General features: G+C 58.5%; 16 protein-coding genes. 4 read left to right on the top strand and 12 right to left on the bottom strand.

The features are described from left to right. Positions 1-104: 104 nt before the first annotated feature. The gene (locus AC4ANK_RS27045; RefSeq protein WP_002555945.1) at positions 105-1,601 is read left to right on the top strand and encodes a methyl-accepting chemotaxis protein; all 1,497 of its coding nucleotides are present in this window, start codon (positions 105-107) and stop codon (positions 1,599-1,601) included. Between the two features lie 28 nt (positions 1,602-1,629). On the opposite strand, the gene AC4ANK_RS27040 is transcribed toward AC4ANK_RS27045, so the two are convergent. From AC4ANK_RS27040 to AC4ANK_RS26995, 10 genes are all read right to left on the bottom strand, one after another. Continuing rightward, entirely contained in the window at positions 1,630-3,213 is a 1,584-nt protein-coding gene (locus AC4ANK_RS27040) for an ABC transporter ATP-binding protein (RefSeq protein ID WP_002555944.1), read from the bottom strand. 1 nt (position 3,214) lies between these two features. Next, on the bottom strand, positions 3,215-4,237 hold the full coding sequence (locus AC4ANK_RS27035) for an ABC transporter permease (RefSeq protein WP_002555943.1): 1,023 nt from the start codon (positions 4,235-4,237) through the stop codon (positions 3,215-3,217). Then, positions 4,237-5,304 carry a microcin C ABC transporter permease YejB gene (locus AC4ANK_RS27030; protein ID WP_002555942.1) on the bottom strand — a complete coding sequence of 356 codons (1,068 nt, stop codon included), beginning with the start codon at positions 5,302-5,304 and terminating at the stop codon, positions 4,237-4,239. Before AC4ANK_RS27030 ends, AC4ANK_RS27035 begins: the two co-directional genes overlap by 1 nt. A gap of 1 nt (position 5,305) precedes the next feature. Further along, a complete protein-coding gene (locus tag AC4ANK_RS27025) occupies positions 5,306-7,189 on the bottom strand; it encodes an extracellular solute-binding protein (RefSeq protein WP_002555941.1) in 1,884 nt (627 codons plus the stop codon). A 144-nt stretch (positions 7,190-7,333) separates the two neighbouring features. Beyond that, positions 7,334-10,159 carry a TonB-dependent receptor gene (locus AC4ANK_RS27020; RefSeq protein WP_031596816.1) on the bottom strand — a complete coding sequence of 942 codons (2,826 nt, stop codon included), beginning with the start codon at positions 10,157-10,159 and terminating at the stop codon, positions 7,334-7,336. A 99-nt stretch (positions 10,160-10,258) separates the two neighbouring features. Next, positions 10,259-10,660 (bottom strand): ExbD/TolR family protein, encoded by a 402-nt coding sequence (locus AC4ANK_RS27015; protein WP_002555939.1) that lies wholly within the window; start codon positions 10,658-10,660, stop codon positions 10,259-10,261. Further along, positions 10,660-11,346, bottom strand: a complete 687-nt coding sequence (locus AC4ANK_RS27010; RefSeq protein ID WP_003435083.1) for a MotA/TolQ/ExbB proton channel family protein — start codon at positions 11,344-11,346, stop codon at positions 10,660-10,662. Before AC4ANK_RS27010 ends, AC4ANK_RS27015 begins: the two co-directional genes overlap by 1 nt. Before the next feature lie 74 nt (positions 11,347-11,420). Beyond that, positions 11,421-12,245, bottom strand: a complete 825-nt coding sequence (locus AC4ANK_RS27005; RefSeq protein WP_002555937.1) for an energy transducer TonB — start codon at positions 12,243-12,245, stop codon at positions 11,421-11,423. Between the two features lie 1,194 nt (positions 12,246-13,439). Further along, the gene (locus AC4ANK_RS27000; protein ID WP_002555833.1) at positions 13,440-14,219 is read right to left on the bottom strand and encodes a hypothetical protein; all 780 of its coding nucleotides are present in this window, start codon (positions 14,217-14,219) and stop codon (positions 13,440-13,442) included. A 115-nt stretch (positions 14,220-14,334) separates the two neighbouring features. Next, positions 14,335-15,489, bottom strand: a complete 1,155-nt coding sequence (locus AC4ANK_RS26995) for a cysteine desulfurase family protein (RefSeq protein ID WP_002555834.1) — start codon at positions 15,487-15,489, stop codon at positions 14,335-14,337. Between the two features lie 265 nt (positions 15,490-15,754). Between AC4ANK_RS26995 and AC4ANK_RS26990 the strand changes: the two genes are divergently transcribed. Further along, positions 15,755-17,130 (top strand): IS3 family transposase gene (locus AC4ANK_RS26990; RefSeq protein WP_095178871.1). Its coding sequence is split into 2 segments (ribosomal slippage): positions 15,755-16,226 and positions 16,226-17,130, totalling 1,377 coding nucleotides; the frame shifts between segments, so codons are not numbered across the junction. On the opposite strand, the gene AC4ANK_RS26985 is transcribed toward AC4ANK_RS26990, so the two are convergent. Both AC4ANK_RS26985 and AC4ANK_RS26980 read right to left on the bottom strand, forming a co-directional pair. Beyond that, positions 17,055-17,498, bottom strand: a complete 444-nt coding sequence (locus AC4ANK_RS26985) for a DUF3010 family protein (RefSeq protein WP_460383754.1) — start codon at positions 17,496-17,498, stop codon at positions 17,055-17,057. The two genes, AC4ANK_RS26990 and AC4ANK_RS26985, sit on opposite strands and share 76 nt — an antisense overlap. A 55-nt stretch (positions 17,499-17,553) precedes the next feature. After that, complete coding sequence (locus tag AC4ANK_RS26980; protein ID WP_002555668.1) at positions 17,554-17,964, bottom strand: lysozyme inhibitor LprI family protein; 411 nt, start codon at positions 17,962-17,964, stop codon at positions 17,554-17,556. A gap of 228 nt (positions 17,965-18,192) precedes the next feature. On the opposite strand from AC4ANK_RS26980, the gene AC4ANK_RS26975 reads away from it, so the two are divergent. Both AC4ANK_RS26975 and AC4ANK_RS26970 read left to right on the top strand, forming a co-directional pair. Beyond that, a complete protein-coding gene (locus AC4ANK_RS26975; protein ID WP_002555667.1) occupies positions 18,193-19,170 on the top strand; it encodes a dipeptidase in 978 nt (325 codons plus the stop codon). 84 nt (positions 19,171-19,254) lie between these two features. Continuing rightward, positions 19,255-19,785, top strand: a complete 531-nt coding sequence (locus AC4ANK_RS26970; RefSeq protein WP_005613912.1) for a DUF5943 domain-containing protein — start codon at positions 19,255-19,257, stop codon at positions 19,783-19,785. The last annotated feature ends 3 nt before the right edge of the window (positions 19,786-19,788 follow it).

Here is a 19,788-nt window from a genome sequence, read left to right as displayed (position 1 = left end):
CACGAGGCCACCACTCAGATGGCACGTTGGCCGGGGTTTTGCTCGTGCAGATCTGAAAACCGACGGGGCCCCCTGTCGCCATGGATTTCAAAAGGATGTGTTCGATGCCCGTAGCCCCTCGTTTCCTGGACCATTACCGCAAGGCCGACCGGATCATGCTGGGTCTGATCTGGCTGTTGTTCATCTACGCGCTCGGGTTGGCGTTCTGGTTCGACACCTTCACCCAGGCAGTCATCGTCGGTGGCGGCACCGCGGTGGTGCTGACCGGGCTGTATCGTGCCATCGGCGGCACCCGATTGATGCGCTGCTGTGTGGGTGTAGGCCTGATGGTCATGGCCGCGCTGCATATCAATCAGGCGCACGGGCTGATCGAAATACATTTCGGCATCTTCGTCTTCCTCGCCGTGCTGACCTTCTACCGCGACTGGCTGCCGATTCTGGTCGCTGCCGTCACCATTGCCATCCACCATGTCGGTTTCCACGCCCTGCAGCATGCGGGCTTCCCGGTTTACGTCATGCACCACGGCGGCGGCTGGAGCATGGTGATGGTGCATGCGGTGTACGTCGTCGTAGAAAGCGCGATTCTGGTCTATCTGGCCGTGCAGAATCAGGCTGAAGCGGTCGAGAATCATGACATGCTCGATCGAATGCTGGCCACCACCAATCAGTTTTCGCCCAATAGCCAGGCCAGCGAGCGTTCGGCCAAACGCGTGCCGCTGGCGCAACGTTTCGAGCAGTTTCTGGAGCAGATCACCAGCCTTGTCGACGGCGTGGTGCGCGACACACGCGGGCTCGGCGAGCTGGGTCATGACCTTGCCAAGGCCAGCGGTACGCTGGAAACCGGGGCGCAGCATCAACTCAGCGAGATCGCCCGCATGACCGGCGCAATGCAGCGCATGGGTGATGCCATGAACGATATCTCCAGCCATGTTGCGCAAGCCGTGCAGCGTGCCGGTGATGCAAGCGATCAGGTGGCTCACGGACGCGACAGCGTCGACCGTGCGCAGAGCGAAATCACTCAGCTTGCCGCGCGCATCAACACCACCGATGAAACCGTGCAGGCACTCGCCAACCAGTCAGAGCAGATCGGCAAGGTGCTGGACGTGATCGGCAGTATTGCCGAGCAGACCAACCTGCTGGCGCTGAACGCAGCGATTGAAGCTGCACGAGCCGGAGAGCAGGGCCGGGGCTTTGCCGTGGTGGCCGACGAGGTGCGCAATCTGGCGCAACGCACCGCGTCGTCGACCAAGGAAATCCAGACCATCATCGAGGATCTGCAAAGGGGCAGCCGTCAGGCCGCTACAGCCATGAACGACAGCCTGCAAGGCGTCGGGCGTTGTGTGGAAAACAGCCAGCGCGCGTCGGAATCCCTGCGCGCAGTCGGTGAAGGTATCGGGCATATCACCCAGCTTAACGGCCTGATTGCCACGACCACTGAACAGCAGTCCACCGCCAGCCGGGAAATCGCCGATCAATTACGTTCGGTGCAGACCATCGCCGAGCACACCGCCGCCAATATCGGCGTACTCGCGACCAGCAGCCAGAGCCTGTCGCCGCTGGCCATACGCCTGGAGGCGCTGGGCCAGAGCTTCCACAACTAGCTTTCGCACCTGGCTTTAAAATTCAGGCTCAGGCAAACACCAGCCCGGAAGAACGCAGCAGTTCCTGAGTATAGGCCTGCTGCGGCGCGGCGAAGATCTCGCGGGACGGGCCTTGTTCGACCACCTTACCGTCCTTGATCACAATCAGGTCATGCGCCAGCGCATGGACAACCGCCAGGTCATGGCTGATGAACAGGTACGTCAGGCAATGACGGATTTGCAGGTCACGCAGCAGGGCGACGATCTGTTTCTGCACCGTACGGTCGAGCGCTGACGTAGGCTCGTCGAGCAGGATCAGATCCGGCTCAAGCACCAATGCCCGGGCGATGGAAATGCGCTGGCGTTGCCCACCGGAAAACTCGTGCGGGTAACGATGCCGGGTTGCCGGGTCCAGCCCGACTTCCTGCAACACCCGGATCACCGTCTGCTCACGCTCTTTCGGCGTGCCGATATTGTGCGTCACCAACCCCTCGGCGATGATCTGTTCCACGGTCATGCGCGGGCTGAGGCTGCCGAACGGGTCCTGAAACACTACCTGTAACTGACGACGCAACGGGCGCATCAGGTGCTGACTGTGCAGGCTCAGCTCCTTGGTGCCAAAACGGATGCTGCCCTCTGAATCGACAAGACGCAAAATCGCCTGGCCCAGAGTCGACTTGCCCGAACCGGACTCGCCGACAATCCCGAGTGTCTTGCCCTTGAGCAGCTCAAAACTCACCCCATCCACCGCCTTCACATACTGCGGCTCGCGCTTGAACCAGGCTTTGCCCAGCGGGAACCAGACTTTCAGGTCCTGCACCGACAACAGCGTGTTGCTGTGCGTGGACGGCACCGGCTCGCCGTCTGGTTCGGCGTTGATCAGCAAGCGACTGTAAGGATGCTGCGGATTGTCGAACAGGGCCTGGCAATCGGCCTGCTCCACGATTTCGCCCTCACGCATCACGCAGACCCGCTGAGCGATGCGCCGCACAAGATTGAGGTCGTGGCTGATCAGCAACAACGACATGTTGAGCCGCTGTTGCAGGGACTTGAGCAACTCCAGAATCTTCACCTGCACGGTCACGTCCAGCGCGGTGGTCGGCTCGTCGGCAATCAGCAAGTCGGGCTCGTTAGCCAGTGCCATAGCAATCATGATGCGCTGGCGCTGCCCACCCGACAGTTGATGCGGATATGCCTTGAGACGTGACAGCGAGTCGCGGATGCCGACCAGTTCCAGCAGCTCCAGGGTGCGACTCAGCGCGGCCTTGCCTTTCAGGCCCTTGTGAGTGACGAGAATTTCGCCGATCTGCTTTTCGACCGTGTGCAGCGGGTTCAGCGAGCTCATGGGCTCCTGAAAAATCATCGCCACACGGTTGCCACGCAGGCTGCGCAATTGCTTGTCGCTGGTAGTAACCAAGTCGAGCCCGTCATAGCGAATCGAGCCCTGGGTGCTGACGGTTTTGGCCGGCAACAGACGCAGAATCGAATGCGCAGTGACCGACTTGCCCGAGCCGGATTCGCCGACCAGCGCCAGGCATTCGCCGCGTCGGATGTCGAGGCTGACGCCATGCACCACTTCATGGCCGTTGAAGGCGACCCGCAGGTCGCGAATTTCAATCAGGTTGTCTTGCATGTCAGCTCCGAGGATCAAACGCGTCGCGGCAGGCTTCGCCGATGAACACCAACAGAGAAAGGATCAGAGCCAGCGCTACGAACGCGGTCAGCCCCAGCCAGGGCGCTTGCAGGTTGCGCTTGGCCTCGCCGATCAGTTCGCCCAGCGAAGCGCTGCCAGCGGGCATGCCGAAGCCGAGAAAGTCCAGCGCGGTCAGAGTAGCGATGGCACCGGTGATGATGAACGGCAGGTACGTCAGGGTGCTGGTCATCGCGTTGGGCAGGATGTGCCGCCACATCAGCGCGGCATCGGTCAGGCCCAGTGCGCGGGCGGCTTTGACGTATTCCAGATTGCGCCCGCGCAGGAACTCGGCACGCACCACGTCAACCAGCGACAGCCAGGAGAACAGCGCCATGATCCCCAGCAGCCACCAGAAACTGGGGGACACGAAGCCGGACAGAATGATCAGCAGGTACAGCACCGGCAGCCCCGACCAGATCTCCTGAATGCGCTGGCCGATCAGGTCGGTCATGCCGCCGTAGTACCCCTGAATCGCCCCGGCACACACGCCGATCACCGTGCTGATCGCGGTCAGCAGTAGCGCGAACAGAATGGAAATCCGCGCGCCGAACAGCACCCGCGCCAGCACATCACGGGCCTGTTCGTCCGTGCCCAGCCAGTTGATGTGGTCCGGCGGGCTGGGCGATGGCGCGTCCAGGTCGTAGTTGATGGTGTCGTAGCTGAACGGGATCGGCGCGAACAGCATCCAGCCGTTTTTTGCCGCGATCAGCTTGCGCACATAGTCGCTGGCATAGTCCGGCTCGAAAGGCAGCTCGCCGCCGAAATCAGTTTCCATGTAGGTGTGCAACACCGGGTAATACATCTGCCCGTCGTAGCTGACCAGCAGCGGCTTGTCGTTGGCGATCAGTTCGCCGCACAGGCACACCAGCATCAGGCCGATGAAGATCCACAGCGACCACCAACCGCGACGGTTGGCCTTGAACAGGTCGAAGCGACGCCGGGTCTGGGGAGAGAACTCGAACATCAGGCGCTCCTCGCGGAAAAGTCGATGCGTGGGTCGACCAGCGTGTAACACAGGTCACCGATCAGTTTGATCAGCAGGCCGAACAGCGTGAACAGAAACAGCGTGCCGAACACGATGGGGTAGTCGCGCGAGACGGCAGCTTCGTAACTCATGCGCCCCAAACCATCGAGGCCGAAGATGGTTTCGATCAGCAGCGAGCCGGCGAAGAACACCTCGATCAAGGCCTGCGGAATACCGGCGATCACCAGCAACATGGCGTTGCGAAACACGTGGCCGTACAGCACGCGATGCTCGGTCAGGCCCTTGGCGCGCGCCGTGACCACGTACTGGCGGCTGATCTCGTTGAGAAAGCTGTTCTTGGTGAGGATGGTCAGCGTGGCGAAGCCGCCGATTACCAGCGAGCTGACTGGCAACACCAGGTGCCACAGATAGTCCTTCACCTTGCCCCAGGTACTCAGGTTGTCGAAGTTGTCCGAGAACAGCCCTTGCGCCGGAAACCAGCTCAGGTAACTGCCTCCGGCAAACACCACGATCAGCAGAATGGCGAACAGAAACGCGGGCGTGGCGTAACCGATGATCACCAGCGTGCTGCTCCAGACATCGAACGCGCTGCCGTGCCGCACCGCCTTGCGAATGCCCAGCGGGATGGAAATCAGGTAGGTGATCAGCGTCGCCCAAAGCCCGAGGGACAGCGACACCGGGAGCTTTTGTGTAATCAGTTCGGTGACCGGCGCGCCACGGAAGAAGCTGGTGCCGAAGTCCAGTTGCGCGTAGTTCTTGAGCATCAGCCACAGCCGTTCGTGCATCGGTTTGTCGAAACCGTAATGTTCCTTGATCTGCTCGATCAGCGCCGGGTCCAGCCCGCGCGTACTGCGGCTGGCGGTGCCGCTTGCGGCTACTTCGCCCCCGCCGCCCCCCACACCGTTGGGGCTGAAGCCCTGAATGCGCGCGATGGCCTGCTCGACCGGTCCGCCGGGAGCGGCCTGCACGATCAGGAAATTCACAATCAGAATGGCCAGCAGCGTGGGAATGATCAGCAGTAGGCGTCGAATCACATAAGCCAGCATCTCAGTACTCCTTGGCGGCGGCAGGCTTGCCGGTCAGCGCAGCGGCCTGAGCATTGGTCAGCGGCGTCGGGCTGATCTGCCACCAGGTTTCCAGACCAACGTCATAGGTCGGTGCCACATCCGGCATGCCGAAACGGTTGGCGAACACCAGTGGCGTGCCCTTGGAGTAGTAGTTGGGAATCACGTAGTAACCCCATTGCAGGACCCGATCCAGCGACCGTGCGTAGAGCACCATGTCATTGCGCGTATTGGCGCTGACCAGCCCGTCGATCAGCGTGTCCACCGCAGGATTGCGCAGCACCATGGCGTTGGAGCTGCCCACTTCGGTGGCGCTTTGCGAGCCGTACAGGTTGTACAGCTCACGGCCAGGGGAAATGATCGGATTACCGTTTTTCGGCAGGTTGACCACGATCATGTCGTAGTCCCGCGCATTGAGCCGGTTGATGTACTGCGCCGAATCGATGCGCAGGAAATCCAGGGTGATGCCGATCTGCGCCAGCGTGCGCTTGAACGGCAGAATCAGCCGGTCGAAACCGCCTTGACCATCGATGAAGCTGAACACCATCGGCTCGCCCGCCGCGTTGACCAGCTTGTTGTCCTTCGGATGCCAACCGGCTTCGGCCAGCAGCTTGAGGGCCTGCAACTGCTTGTCACGGATGTAGCCGCTGCCGTCGGTTTTCGGTGGCTGATAGACCTTGCTGAACACCTCTTCCGGCACTTGGCCGCGCAAGGGCTCGAGAATTTTCAGCTCGGCCGGGGTCGGCAGCTCGGTGGCGGCCATGTCGCTTTTCGGGAAATAGCTTTGTTCGCGCACGTAGAAATTGCGCATGACTCGACGATTGATCCAGTCGAAATCCCACAGCAACGACAGCGCCTCGCGGACGCGGCGGTCCTTGAACATGGGTTTGTCCAGATTGAACACAAAGCCCTGCGCGGCGACCGGACGTTGCGGTGCGAGGATGCGCTTTTGCAGGCGCCCGTCGTCAATCGCCGGGCCGCTGTAGCCGACCACGAAGCCTGAAGAGGAGAACTCGCGGTTGTAGTCGAACGTCCCGGCCTGCAGCAACTGGCGGGCGATTTCGGTGTCGCCGTAGTAGTTCACGGTGAGCGTGTCGAAGTTGTACAGGCCACGGCTGACCGACAGGTCCTTGCCCCACCAGTCCTTGACCCGTTCGAAGGTGACGCTGCGCCCGGCGTCAACCTTGGCGACACGGTACGGCCCGTTGCCCAAAGGCGGCTCGAAACCGCCGCCGTTGGCGAAGTCGCGGGTCTTCCACCAGTGTTCGGGGAGGATGTGCAGGCTGGCGATGTCCAGCGCCAGCATGCGGTTGAGGTTGTTCTTGAAGTCGAAGCGAATCTGCAGCGGCCCTTCGATGGTCACCTCTTTGACGTCGGCGAACATGGGTCGATAACTGAAGCTGGCCTTGGTGGTTATCAGCTCGAAGGTGTAGCGCACGTCTTCGGCGGTGACGGGCTTGCCGTCCTCGAAGCGCGCCTTGGGGTTGAGGAAAAAACGAATCCACAGACCGTTCGGGTCCATCTCCATCTTTTCCGCGATCAATCCATAAACGGTGTACGGCTCATCCAGCGAGCGATAGGCCAATGGTGAGTACACCCAGGTATCGACCTGCACCACATTGATGCCCTGATCGACATAAGGGTTGAGGTAGTTGAACTGGCCGATTTCTTCCGCCGAACGGGTCAGTGAACCGCCTTTAGGGGCGTTCGGGTTGACGTAGTCAAAGTGCTGGAAGCCAGCCGGGTATTTCGGTGCCTCGCCATAGACGGTCAAGGCGTGAGTCGGGGCGGCCTGAGCGACCTGCCAGCAACTGCACAGCGCAACACCCAGAATCAGGCGCCGCAGAAAACGGGTATGACGCAACATGATGGGGCTTTCCTCGTACGCACTGAATGACGATGAGTCGCGAAAAAGCCCCCGGCCGGGGAAGGTGGATGAAACCTGGGCCGGAGGGGGCGAGCTCGCAATCTGACGTGGCCCAAGGAGCGTGTATGGGCCACGTCGTCACACTCAGAAGTGGTAAGTCGCGCGTGCGAACAGGGTGCGGCCCAGCGGGTCGGCGTAACGAGGGTCGTAGCCGGACTGGAAGTTGTAGGCCTGGTTGGAGAACGGCGGGTTGCGGTCGAACATGTTGCGCACCCCGGCGTCGATATCCAGCACCTTGTCGAAGGTATGACCCACCGACATGTCCCACAGCGCATACGACGCGACGCGCGCATTGGTGGTGCGGTCGTAGTCGTTGTAGCCGCTGGTGAAGCGGTTGGTGATGGAAGCGCGGGTATCGCCCAGTGCCCAGGTGCCGGTCAGAACGTGTTTCCAGCGCGAGATCACGCCGTCGCCCTGGAAGTCGCCGACCTTGTCGGTGTACGGGCCGTCGATGATGTTCTGGAAGTCATAACGGGTCACATAGGTGCCGGTCATGCCCAGACCGAACTGGCCGTAAGGTGTGTTCGGGAAGCGATAGTCGAGCGTTACGTCGACGCCGCTGGTCTTGACGATACCCAGGTTGGCGTTGCCGGTCACGATATTGGCAATCGAACCATCAGCAGCGCGCACGTAGCGGTCGGCGTAGGTGTTCGGATCATCAAACACAGTCGACTCAGGGAACGCCTGGATCTGGTTGGAAATGTGAATCCACCAGAAATCCAGGCCCATCGACAGGTTGTTGACCGGCTGATAGACGAAGCCCAGCGTCATGTTGCGGGCTTTTTCCGGGGCCAGCTCGGTGTTGCCTCCACCATTATTGAGAAACTGCTGCTGGCAATCACGACCGGCGTTACCACCCGGCTGAACGACGCCACCGGCACACAGAACCGGGTCGTTGTAATAGCCCTGAGTGAAAGTCGTACTGCGCGGGGCATACAGCTCGTAGAGCGACGGCGCGCGGAAACCTTCGCTGTAGGCACCACGGACCACCAGTTGCTTGATCGGCTGGTAGCGGAACGAGTATTTCGGATTGGTGGTGCTGCCGAAGTCGCTGTATTTGTCATGACGAACGGCGGCGGTCAGTTCAAGGCTGTCCAGCACGGGCACGTTCAGTTCGGCGTATTCCGCCTTGACGCTCCTGTCACCTTCGACGCTACCGGCGGCATCTGCGCCCAGGCTGCTGATGTCGTTGACGTAGGCTTCGTACTGCTGATGCATTTTCTCTTTGCGGTATTCGCCGCCCAACGCCAGACCCGCAGGGCCTGCACCGAACCAGTCACCGATTTCCCGGCTGATGCGCGCATCGAGCCCGGCGACCCTGCCCACGGCGCTTGAGTATTGGCCGTGATATTCGCTGGCATCGATCAGCGCCTGACCGGCAGTGGTTTGCGGGCCGAACGGGTTAAGGGTGCCATTGGCCAGGCCGTTGAGCATTGCAGCGTCACTGACATACCCGTTGGTGAGCGATGACAGGACTTTGTTCTGGTTGTAAGAAGCACCTACGTTGTAGTCCCAGCCGCCCACCAGGCCGTCGAAGTTCAGCAGAAAACGCTGGCTGGTGTTCTGGTCGCTGGACCCGCGTGGCCCGGCCGCCGTTTCTCGCCAGGCTGTGCTGATCGGTTGGGTCGGGTCGAGAGTAAAGTCGGTCGGTGCCGGAGTGATGCCGTTGCCGGGATAAAAAGGCGACGATGAGTCCAGAGACAGGCCGGTGAGAGGCGCAGGCCCGATATCGGTATGGTTGTTGTTACGGGCCCAGAAGTATTCGAGGCTGACGTTATGATCGTCTGCCAGCTTGCCGGTGGCCTTGCCAAAAAACGAGGTCTTTTCGGTTTGCGGGATCAGGTCGATGTATTCACGGGTGCTGAACCGGCAGATGCCGTTGCTGGCGATCAGGTTAGGGCCGCCGCAGTTTCTGCCCAGCGGGTTGGCAGAGTTGTCACCCTGGAAGTAATTGCCGGGATAGGCCGTACCGGAAGTCTGATTGAGCCCGCGTCCTGGCACGTAATCTCTGGCAAACGAGCGGTCGTTGGCGTCCAGGTTTTGCTGCTTGTTGTAGTTGAAGACACCCATGACGTTGAAGCGGTCTTGCTCCAGATCACCAAAGCCCCAACTGGCGCTCATGTCCTTGGTGGCACCGCCGCCGCTGGCGGTCGGGGTTTCTCCACCCAGGGTCAGGCTGCCGTCGGTCAGGGATTTTTTGGTGATGAAGTTGATCACACCGCCAATGGCGTCAGTGCCGTATAGCGCCGAGGCGCCGTCACGCAATACTTCCACACGGTCGATGGCGGCAAACGGGATCATGTTCAGGTCGATGGCGCTGCCGTTGGGCGTGCCCACACCCGACAGTGCGTTATTGGCCAGACGGCGGCCGTTGAGCAGCACCAGCGTCTTGTTGGCGCCGATGCCGCGCATATCGGCAAACGAGGCACCTCCTGTTCCTGCACCGACCGAGCCTGCGCTGTTGTTGATCGACTGGCTGCCGGTAATGCGCTGGACCATTTCCTGGGTGGTGGTCACGCCCTGTTTCTTCAGGTCGTCGGCACGCAGGATAGTAATCGGCACTGCGGTTTCGGCATCGACCCGGCGGATCGCCGAACCGGTCACTTCTACACGTTGCAGCTGGGTCGTGGCAGGCACAACCGCTGCGCTGGTGGACACGGCCGAGCCGCTTGTGTCCGCATCGACGGCGTCTGCCGCCTGGGCACCGCTCATGCCCATGGCCAATGCACAAAGCAGGGCACGTGGATGACGCCGGACCGCGAGGGCCAGTGGTTTGAGGGTGCAACCGGGAAGATTCATCAGCATGGTTAGTTCCGACTTGGTCCAGACGTTATTGAAATGGCCTTGTGAGCCCTCTGTTCCCGACGCGGTTGTGCCGAGCGGGAGTTCCACTTCTTCTTTTTCCAGCAAGCCGCTCCCCTCCAGAGGCTTTTCAGCCCACGGACAACCGCATTTACGGGGGTCGGGTCAAACGGCTTCGCGCGGCGAAGCCGTCAAATCACCTGAGGGTCATTTCGCCGTCATGACGGATATCTTCGTAATGCCCGAACGCTCGATGGACGCCATGGCCTTGGCCACCTGGCCATAATTCACGGCGGTATCGGCCTGCAACTGGACGCGGATTTCCGGGTCTTTGGCCTTTTCGTCCTGCAGGCTTTTTTCCAGCAGTTCCGGGGCGATTTCCGATTTGGCGAGGTAGAACTTGCCGTCCTGATCGACGCTGACCACCACCGGGTTTTTCTTCTCGGCAGGGGCGACCGCATCAGTCTTGGGCAAGTTGACCTTGATCGCGTTGGTCATCAGCGGCGTGGTGACGATGAACACCACCAGCAGTACGAGCATCACGTCCACCAGCGGCGTGACGTTCATTTCGCTGAGCACTTCATCGCTGTCCTGAGTGGAGAAAGACATTAGCTGGCCTCCCGAACGGCATGGCCATTCTTGCTGGCGATGGGCTGACGGGTGACCGCGAAGGCGCTGCGCTGGGCGAGGGCGTCGAAATCGTGGGCGAAGTCATCCATGTCGGCCACGGCGAGCTTGAGGCGGCGCAGGAAGAAGTTGTAGATCAACACTGCTGGCACGGCTACGGCGATACCCACACCGGTGGCGACCAGCGCATGGCCGATAGGCCCGGCGACCGCTTCCAGGCTGGCCGAGCCGGTCACACCGATGCTTTGCAGTGCTTCCATGATCCCCCAGACGGTACCGAACAGGCCGATGAAGGGCGCGGTGCTGCCGATACTGGCGAGAATTGCCTGACCACTTTCCAGTGCGCGACGCTCTTTTTGTATCTGCTGGCGCAGGTTGCGCTCCAGACGGTCCGAGCGGTTGATGGTGTGCGCCAGTTGTTGCGTGGTGCGCGGCGACTCATCGACCGCCATGGCTTCGAAGCCACTATTGGCGATACGCGCCAGCGCACCGGGGTATTGTGCAGAGTGCTCGGCGGCGGTCAGCAGGTCCGGTGCGCTCCAGAAGGCTTTGGTGAATTGTTTGTTCTGCGATTTCTGGCGGACATACTGCGCCGACTTGATCAGCAACAGTGCCCAACTCAATACGGAAAACAGAATCAGTGCCCAGAGCACGGCCGGGACGATCATGGAAGAGAGCGATGCGTTCATGGTTTAAACCTCACCAGCTTTAATAATTGAAGTGTCGGTTGTCAGGTGCCGGATCATTCCGGCAACTTGAAGTCGATGGTCTGCGTCGCGAAGCCTTCTATCGGCGTGTCACCGCGTTTGGCCGGTATGAACTTCCAGTTGCGCACAGCCTCCACGGCCGCTTCGTCCAGTACCGGTTTGCCGCTGGATTTGGTCACCTCGACAGCGCCAGCGCGGCCGTTTGGCAGCACCTTGATGCGCAGAATCACGCGACCTTCCCAACTGCGGCGCAAGGCCAGCCCTGGGTATTCCGGCGGCGGGTTGCCCAGGCTGGCGAGCCCGGATACGGCAGCGCTTTCCTTGGCTGGCGCAGGTGGCGCAGCAGGTGCCGGAGGTGCGGGCGCAGGTGCGGGCGGCGCAGGCGGGCTGGGTGCGGCAGCAGGCGTTGGCGCAGGCGGCGTCGGCTTTTTCACCGGCTCGACTTTCTTGACCGGCTTGGGCTTCTCGACCTTGGGCTTTTCCACTGGCTTGGGCGGCGGCTCGACCGCGTCCGGATCCTCGACCGGTTGTTCCGGTTCGGGGGGAGGCGGTGGGGGCGGCGGCGGAGGTGGTGGCTCGGGCGGCGGCGGTTCCGCGGCAGGTGGCGTAGGGCTGGTCAGTTCAATGGTCATTTCCGGAACTTGTGGTGCAACTTCCGGCAGGTCTGGCTGGGCAGTTTGCATGTACCACCAGATCACACCATGGATAAGTACTGACGCAGCAATCAACACCATTACTTGTGGCTTGTTAAGGCCACCCGGTCGTGACGTATTGGCGCTGAAAGGAATGCCCTGCCACGCCGTCGAAGTGTCATCGGGCGAGGGAGAGGGAACCGCTTTCATTATTACCGCATCATTCATTAACGCTCCCTCGGGTAGTTAAAGGGCAATAAAAATCCGTTCGAATATTTTTGTGAATATTCGACTGAGGGCGGCCTGCACACTGTTTATATGCAGCGCACCGCGGCACCTGCGCACGGCAGGCTTAAACAGGGAAAAGCGGTTTACATCAGGGCGCTGGCATTGCTGATCCTTGCTTCTTATCGTCATGTACGGGGACGTACAGCGATGTTCCTGAATGCTTACATTGCAACCGCTGTGCCAGAAAGCCCACGCAGGGACCGTTGATTCAGAGCGGGTGTCGCATTCATATAACTATTTATCGAATCCCGATCTCATGGACTTCGAAGGTATTCAAATGAAGGACTCCTTAAACAAAACAGCAGACAAATTCGTACCCTCTGCTGTGCCAGACGCGTTCGAAACTCGTGACCTGCTAGTCACTTTCCTGAATGCACCAATACTGTGTAACGAGGATCAAGTTGGTGCGTTAGTTACTCAAGACTTCATAAAGGACTGCTCCATGTGGGTCCGCGTTTATATGATCAGTAACCGTTAAAGAAACAAAAGCCATCGCACGAATGATGGCCAAATGAAACCACCTCAAATAAAGTGTCGGACAATCTTTATATGTGGGTTGCGCGTTAATTGAAAAACAGGGGGTTTATCCTTATTGCGCGCACAGTTCTGCAAGGCCCTGATTAATCGTCAGAACATTCAAGGGCACACGCAAAATGACTTACGTCCAGACGTACAGAACCGTCGGAAAACAACAAGCAGATCTGGATAACGCGCAGGCACCGTCCAAGGCAGGCAATGCCTCAGGGGTAAGCAGCCAGCGTAACGGTGGTCTGACACAATACTGATAGAGCACGGCTAGATTCCTTTCCTGGTGAGGAGAAGACTTGTGGTCTGCCCTCCTGCACTGTTTGTGGACGCTCTGGCGTCCGTTAACTGCACTTTGGTGCGTGTAGGCACCCCTTGAATGCAGCGTGCACCAATGGTTTATGGCACGACCGTTCCACTTGAAAGAACTGTGCCAATTTGTGTCTTTTTGTATCTGGAGGGGTACATTTTCATGTAATCGACGCTAAAGGCCCCCGCCGGGTGATGTTCGGGGCCTTGACTTGAAGACATGGGAGAAGATGAAAGCCAGCGATGGCTGGCTCTGGGGAAGGGCATTACTTTTCAGAGCGTCAGGGACCGCTTCGATACTCAGAGCTGCTCCAGCGCTTGTATCCGGATCTTGAACCCGTTGGGTGCGAGGATTTTCTGCCAACCGACGTATCTGAATTGGGCGTCGGGGTTGATCCAGTCACCGCTGTTCACGCCGCGGGTTCCTCTGATCGCGAATCTTTTTACTGACCCACATGGGCCATTGAATCTGGGGTCAGTCGTATAAATGACGTACGGCTCCACGTACTGCGTGGCCCGCAGATACTTTCCGCATTGCTGGTCAACGTTAATCAGTGTTGACTTCAGCTCAGCGTCACCGACCATGTCGTCATACATTTTCAGAAACGTGATATTGCCTACGTCCTTGAACCCCAACGATCTCGCCTGTTTGTATTCAGGTAAATTCTGGTGAGCGATCAAGTCGGCTTTCTTTTGCTTCTTGTCTTCAATGGCCTGAGCGGCCGCCAGAGTAGCTTCGGCCTGCTTGCGTAACTTACCCGCTTTAGCGTAAGTGGCATTGCATCGCGCAAGCTCCTCTGCGCTCACACCCATTTCGCTGGGGGTGTAGTTGTCAGCGCTGAGGGAGTAGGAAGTAATAGTGAGCGAGTTGATCACTTCTTTTGGGTCCAGCGGGCCTTGTTGAGCCTCCAGAGAATCCACTTGCTCTTGCGTTTTGTTGCAGTGCTCCATGTAGAGGGTGTAGGGAGAGTAGGCGTCATTTTTGTCGGAGTCGGTATACATCTTGGCAAAAACCAGGGGGCTGATGGCGGTCGTCACAAACGCCAGGAAAATACACCTGATTGGAAGAGCAAAGGTCATGACTTATTCCTTTAGGGTTAAAACCTGATCCGTGAGCATCACTTGGCAGCTGCCGGGTTGTGCCATTATAACGACATCGCTCTGTTGTTGCTTTTTCTGATCTCGAAAATACTGGTCACCAGAACGCAGCAGGTGCGCTGAGCGCCTTGCTGAATACCTCAATGGCACGCTCGACGTCTGCCTGCGTGGTGTAGCGGCCAAGGCTGACACGCACGCTGGCCAGGGCCTTGGCTGAATCCATCCCCAGAGCGAGCAACACATGCGAGGGTGCATTGCTGGCCGAGTTGCACGCGGATGTAGAAGACAACGCCAGGCTGTGGGATAGCTGCGAGCTGGTGAAGCCACTGCGGGTGATGCACAGGTTCAGGGTGTGCGGGATGCGTTGTTGCGGACAGCCGTTGAGCTGCACATCCGGCAGGCTCAACAAGCCTTCGCGCAGGTGGCGACTCAGCTCTTCGATACGGCGGTTTTCAGTTTCGGCCTGGCTGATCGCCAACGCAAAGGCTGTACCCATGCCGACGATCTGATGGGTTGCCAGTGTGCCCGACCGAAAGCCGCCTTCATGTCCACCGCCGTGAATCTGCGCTTTCAGCAGCGAATGAGCACGCGGGCCCACGTACAGCGCGCCAATGCCCTTGGGGCCGTAGGCCTTGTGCGCCGAGAACGACATCAGGTCGACGGCCAGACTCGCCAGATCGACCTTCACCTTACCGACTCCCTGCGCAGCGTCCACATGAAACAGCGCGCCGTGCTCGCGCACCAAGGCGCCAATGCTGGCGATATCGGTCAGCGTGCCCAGCTCGTTGTTCACCAGCATCAGTGATACCAGCAGCGTGTCTTCGCGCAGGGCAGCCTGAACCGCCTGCGGCTGGATCAGGCCCTGGGCGTCCGGTTTCAGCCAGGTGACGGGAAAGCCCTGACGCTCCAGCGTGCTGACGGTATCGAGCACTGCTTTGTGCTCCAGAACACTGGTAATGATGTGCCGACGCTGCGCGCTGCTGTCATGGGCGATGCCCTTGATCGCCAGGTTGTTGGACTCGGTAGCGCCGGAGGTCCAGACGATGGTGTCGGCAGGCGCACCCACCGCATCGGCCACCTGCGCGCGTGCCTGTTCAACGGCCTGCCGCGCCACCTGCCCATAACCGTGCCCGCTGGATGCCGGATTACCGAAATGACCTTCGCGCCCCATGCAGGCAACCATAGCTTCGATGACCTGTTCATCAACAGGCGTGGTAGCGGCGTAATCCAGGTAGAGCGCAGAGGTGGTCATGGGCAATTCACTTTTGTAATCGAGTCAGAATCAAGGGCTGGCGGTACAAGGCCGATTGCTTGAAAGATTACTGATGCGCACGCGAAAATTTATTGATATTTGCACGTATAGCAGCAGCTAAAGCGAAAAATTATTCGCTTTTGCTTGGATTTTTACGATTAAAAATTCTAGGATGCTGCTTCAGGCGCAGAATCGCAGTCATACACCATCGTTCCTCACGCTCTGGTATGACCCCCGAAGGTTGGACGCAACCTTTGGAGGCGTCATGGGTAAATATACAGTGCAGGCAAAACTCGCAGCCGTGAAAGAATATTGTGCCGGCAAGGCAGGGTTGAGGGATGTTGCGCATCGCCACGATGTGGACTTTTCCTGTCTTCGTCAGTGGGTCGCGGCTTATCAGATCCACGGCCCAGCGGCTCTTAAAGAGAAAAAGCGGCAGCGTTACAGTGACGAGTTCAAGCTAGCTGTTTTGAAGCGCATGCATGATGAGCGATTATCACTGCGCCAGACAGCGGCCTTGTTCGATATCCGTCAGTTCGGCATCATCAATCTATGGCAGCGCCTTTTTGACGAAGGTGCGCTTAACGCCTCCTCAAAGCCCCCTGAGAAAGCTGGACGCCCAAGAAAGATGACGACGACCCTTCCCCCTGTGAATTCCGCTCCAGTCGACGATGAATCGCGTTCGCGTGACGAGTTGCTTGCCGAGGTGAAGCAACTGCGGATGGAGGTCGATTATCTAAAAAAGCTCGATGCCTTGGTTCAGAAGAAGCAACGAATAGCGCAGCAGAAAAAGCGCAAATCGTAATAGAACTGAGGCCTTTGCATTCTCTGGACGGCCTGCTGAAGTTTGCCGGTCTGGCACGCAGCACTTTTTACTATCAACAAAAGGTACTGCTGGCAGACGACAAATACGCAGGGCTGAAGGACCTGATTCAGGCAACGTTCTACGAGCATAAGGGCCGGTATGGCTATCGTCGCATCACGGCAGTCTTGCGCAGGGCGGGCCATCTTGTGAACCACAAGACGGTGCAGAAACTAATGGGGCAGCTAGGCCTGAAGAGCCTGATACGCGTGAAGAAATACCGTTTCTACAAAGGCGAAACAGGTAAGGCCGCGCCTAACCTGCTAAAGCGTGATTTCAAAGCGCAATACCTTAACCAGAAATGGGCCACCGACGTGACCGAATTCAAAGTAGGAGGCCAGAAACTCTATCTGTCGCCGATCATGGATTTGTACAACGGCGAAATCATTTCCTATGCGATTGCCAGGCGCCCGCTGTACTCCATGGTCGACGAAATGCTTGACGGAGCATTCACGCGGCTTGGACCGGATGAAAAGCCGATTTTGCATTCTGACCAGGGCTGGCAATATCGGATGCCTATTTACCAGCGACTGCTCCATGAGAATTCGATCACAGCCAGCATGTCGCGCAAGGGTAACTGCTATGACAACGCGGCTATAGAGAGCTTTTTTAGCACGCTGAAATCCGAATTTTTCTACCTGAACAAATTTAACGATCTGGATGAGCTTCAAGCGGGTATCGAAGAGTACATTGAGTATTACAATCACTCACGCATAAAACTGAAGCTTAACGGCCTGAGTCCTGTGGAATTCAGGATGCAGGCCGCCAAGGCAGCGTAAGTGGATAATTGTCCAACCTTCGGGGGGCATACCAGTTTCTTGTTCTGCGCATTAATGGTCTGCGGCGAGATCAGCGCTACATCGCAATCGGACATCAGTTGAAAGATGGTTTCGATCTTGAATGTGGTCGGGCCGCCGGCGAATTCGCCTTTCTTGCTGCGTTTTTTGATGGCGATGTGACTGACGCCGTGTTCGCGTACGAAGCTGGCGAGCTGCGTAGCGAAAGCCTTGACGTTGGCAGGCTCTTCATCGTCCTCCAGCGCGATCTTTTTCGTGGCCAGCGGCAGATGAGCGAGCCCGCTGCTCTGCCGAGTGGCAAGGGCGAAGATAGCTTCGCTGCCTTTGATTTCTACACCGCAAATAATCATGAGAAAACCTGATGAGCTCGTTCATATAAAGAAGCAGGTTATCTCATCGTAGACGTTATTCCTGTGCAATCGACTCCAGGTACTCCGAGCGCTCGTCGCTCATGCGCGCAATGCAGTCGTTTTCACTGATGGTGAATGCTTTGCTGCCTGCCGCAGAAGGGAAGACTTCAACGGCGCAATCTGCGTCACGCAGCTTCTCCCAGGCTTGCTGGGCGGTCTTGAGTTTGCTGGTAAAGTCGTTGAATTGCGTCTTGTTGGCAACGAACTGGGACTGAACACGCTTGAGCAGGTTGTTGAAATTTTCCTTGAGCAATTCTTCTGCAGTCGTGCGGCTGTAAACCGAGCACTCCAGAGTCTGCTTGTCATCGTCAACACCGTCGCAAGGCGAGACATCCGGGTTCTGAGCAGCCTGTACGCCTGTCACAGCCGTTGCCATCAGGGCCAGGGTCAGCAAAAACGTTTTCATCGAGTCGCTCCGATCCATTGATACGCTGGATTCTGTCTCAAGCGCGAGACAATGAACAGGTTTACGACATCGTGGGGCGACACGCCGTCACCCTTTGTCGCATCTTGACGCTTTCGGCAAACCCCCTGTCGTTTTTGCACCCGGTTCACGCGACCCTCCGGCATATGCTGACCCCATTAGCGCCGACAGCCGATTCGGCGCGCCGGAATCAAAAAAGGGGACAGCCTGATGAGCCCAGCCGAATTGCACGCCGACAGCATCGTTATTGACGGGCTGATCATCGCCAAGTGGAACCGCGAGCTGTTTGAAGACATGCGCAAGGGCGGCCTGACCATGGCCAACTGCACGGTGTCGGTATGGGAAGGCTTCCAGGCCACTATCAACAGCATCTGCAGCAGCCAGAAACTGATGCGCGAAAACAGCGACCTGGTCATGCCGGTGCACACCACCGCAGACATTCGCAAGGCCAAGGAACTGGGCAAGACCGGCATCCTCTTCGGCTTCCAGAATGCGCATGCCTATGAAGACCAGATCGGCTACGTCGAGATCTTCAAGCAACTGGGCGTCGGCATCGTGCAGATGTGCTACAACACCCAGAACCTGGTCGGCACCGGCTGCTACGAACGTGACGGCGGGCTGTCGGGTTTCGGTCGTGAGATCGTCGCTGAAATGAACCGTGTCGGAGTGATGTGCGACCTGTCCCACGTGGGTTCGAAAACCTCGGAAGAAGTCATTCTCGAATCGAAAAAGCCGGTCTGCTATTCCCACTGCCTGCCTTCAGGCCTCAAAGAGCATCCGCGCAACAAATCCGACGCTGAACTGAAGTTTATTGCCGACCACGGCGGCTTTGTGGGTGTGACCATGTTCGCGCCGTTTCTGGCCAAGGGCATCGATTCGACCATCGACGATTACGCCGAAGCCATCGAATACGTGATGAACATCGTGGGTGAAGATGCCATCGGCATTGGTACTGACTTTACCCAGGGGCACGGTCAGGACTTTTTTGAATACCTGACCCACGACAAGGGCTATGCCCGCCGTCTGACCAGCTTCGGCAAGATCATCAACCCGCTGGGCATCCGCACCGTGGGCGAGTTTCCCAATCTGACTGAAACATTGCTCAAGCGCGGTCATTCCGAGCGCGTGGTGCGCAAGATCATGGGCGAGAACTGGGTCAACGTACTGGCCGACGTCTGGGGCGAGTAATCCGCCAGCCACACCTTATCGAATTGAACCCCCGCGGCCTTTCAGGCGGTGGGTGTAACCCGAATCATCTGGAGTTTGACCCCCATGGCTAAAATCGCCCCGCAACTGCCTATCGAAGTCGACAGCGAAACCGGCGTCTGGACCTCCGATGCGTTGCCGATGCTCTATGTGCCCCGGCACTTTTTCGTCAACAACCACATGGGCATCGAAGAAGTGCTGGGTGCCGATGCCTACGCTGACATTCTCTACAAAGCCGGTTACAAGTCCGCCTGGCACTGGTGTGAAAAAGAAGCCGAATGCCACGGCCTGCAAGGTGTTGCCGTGTTCGAGCACTACATGAAGCGTCTGTCGCAACGCGGCTGGGGGCTGTTCAAGATTCAGGACATCGATATCGAAAAAGGCACCGCCAGCGTGAAGCTTGAGCACTCCTGTTTCGTGTATGTCTACGGCAAGGTCGGACGTAAGGTCGACTACATGTTCACCGGCTGGTTTGCCGGGGCGATGGACCAGATACTCGCCGCCAGCGGCAGCTCGATCCGTACCGTAGCCGAGCAGGTTTACGGTGGTTCCGAAGAAGGTCACGACGACGGACTGTTTGTCGTCAAGCCGCTGTAAATC

The sequence above is a fragment of the Pseudomonas sp. Pmew2 genome, from assembly GCF_058129885.1.
This window is presented reverse-complemented; position numbering and strand designations above follow the sequence as displayed.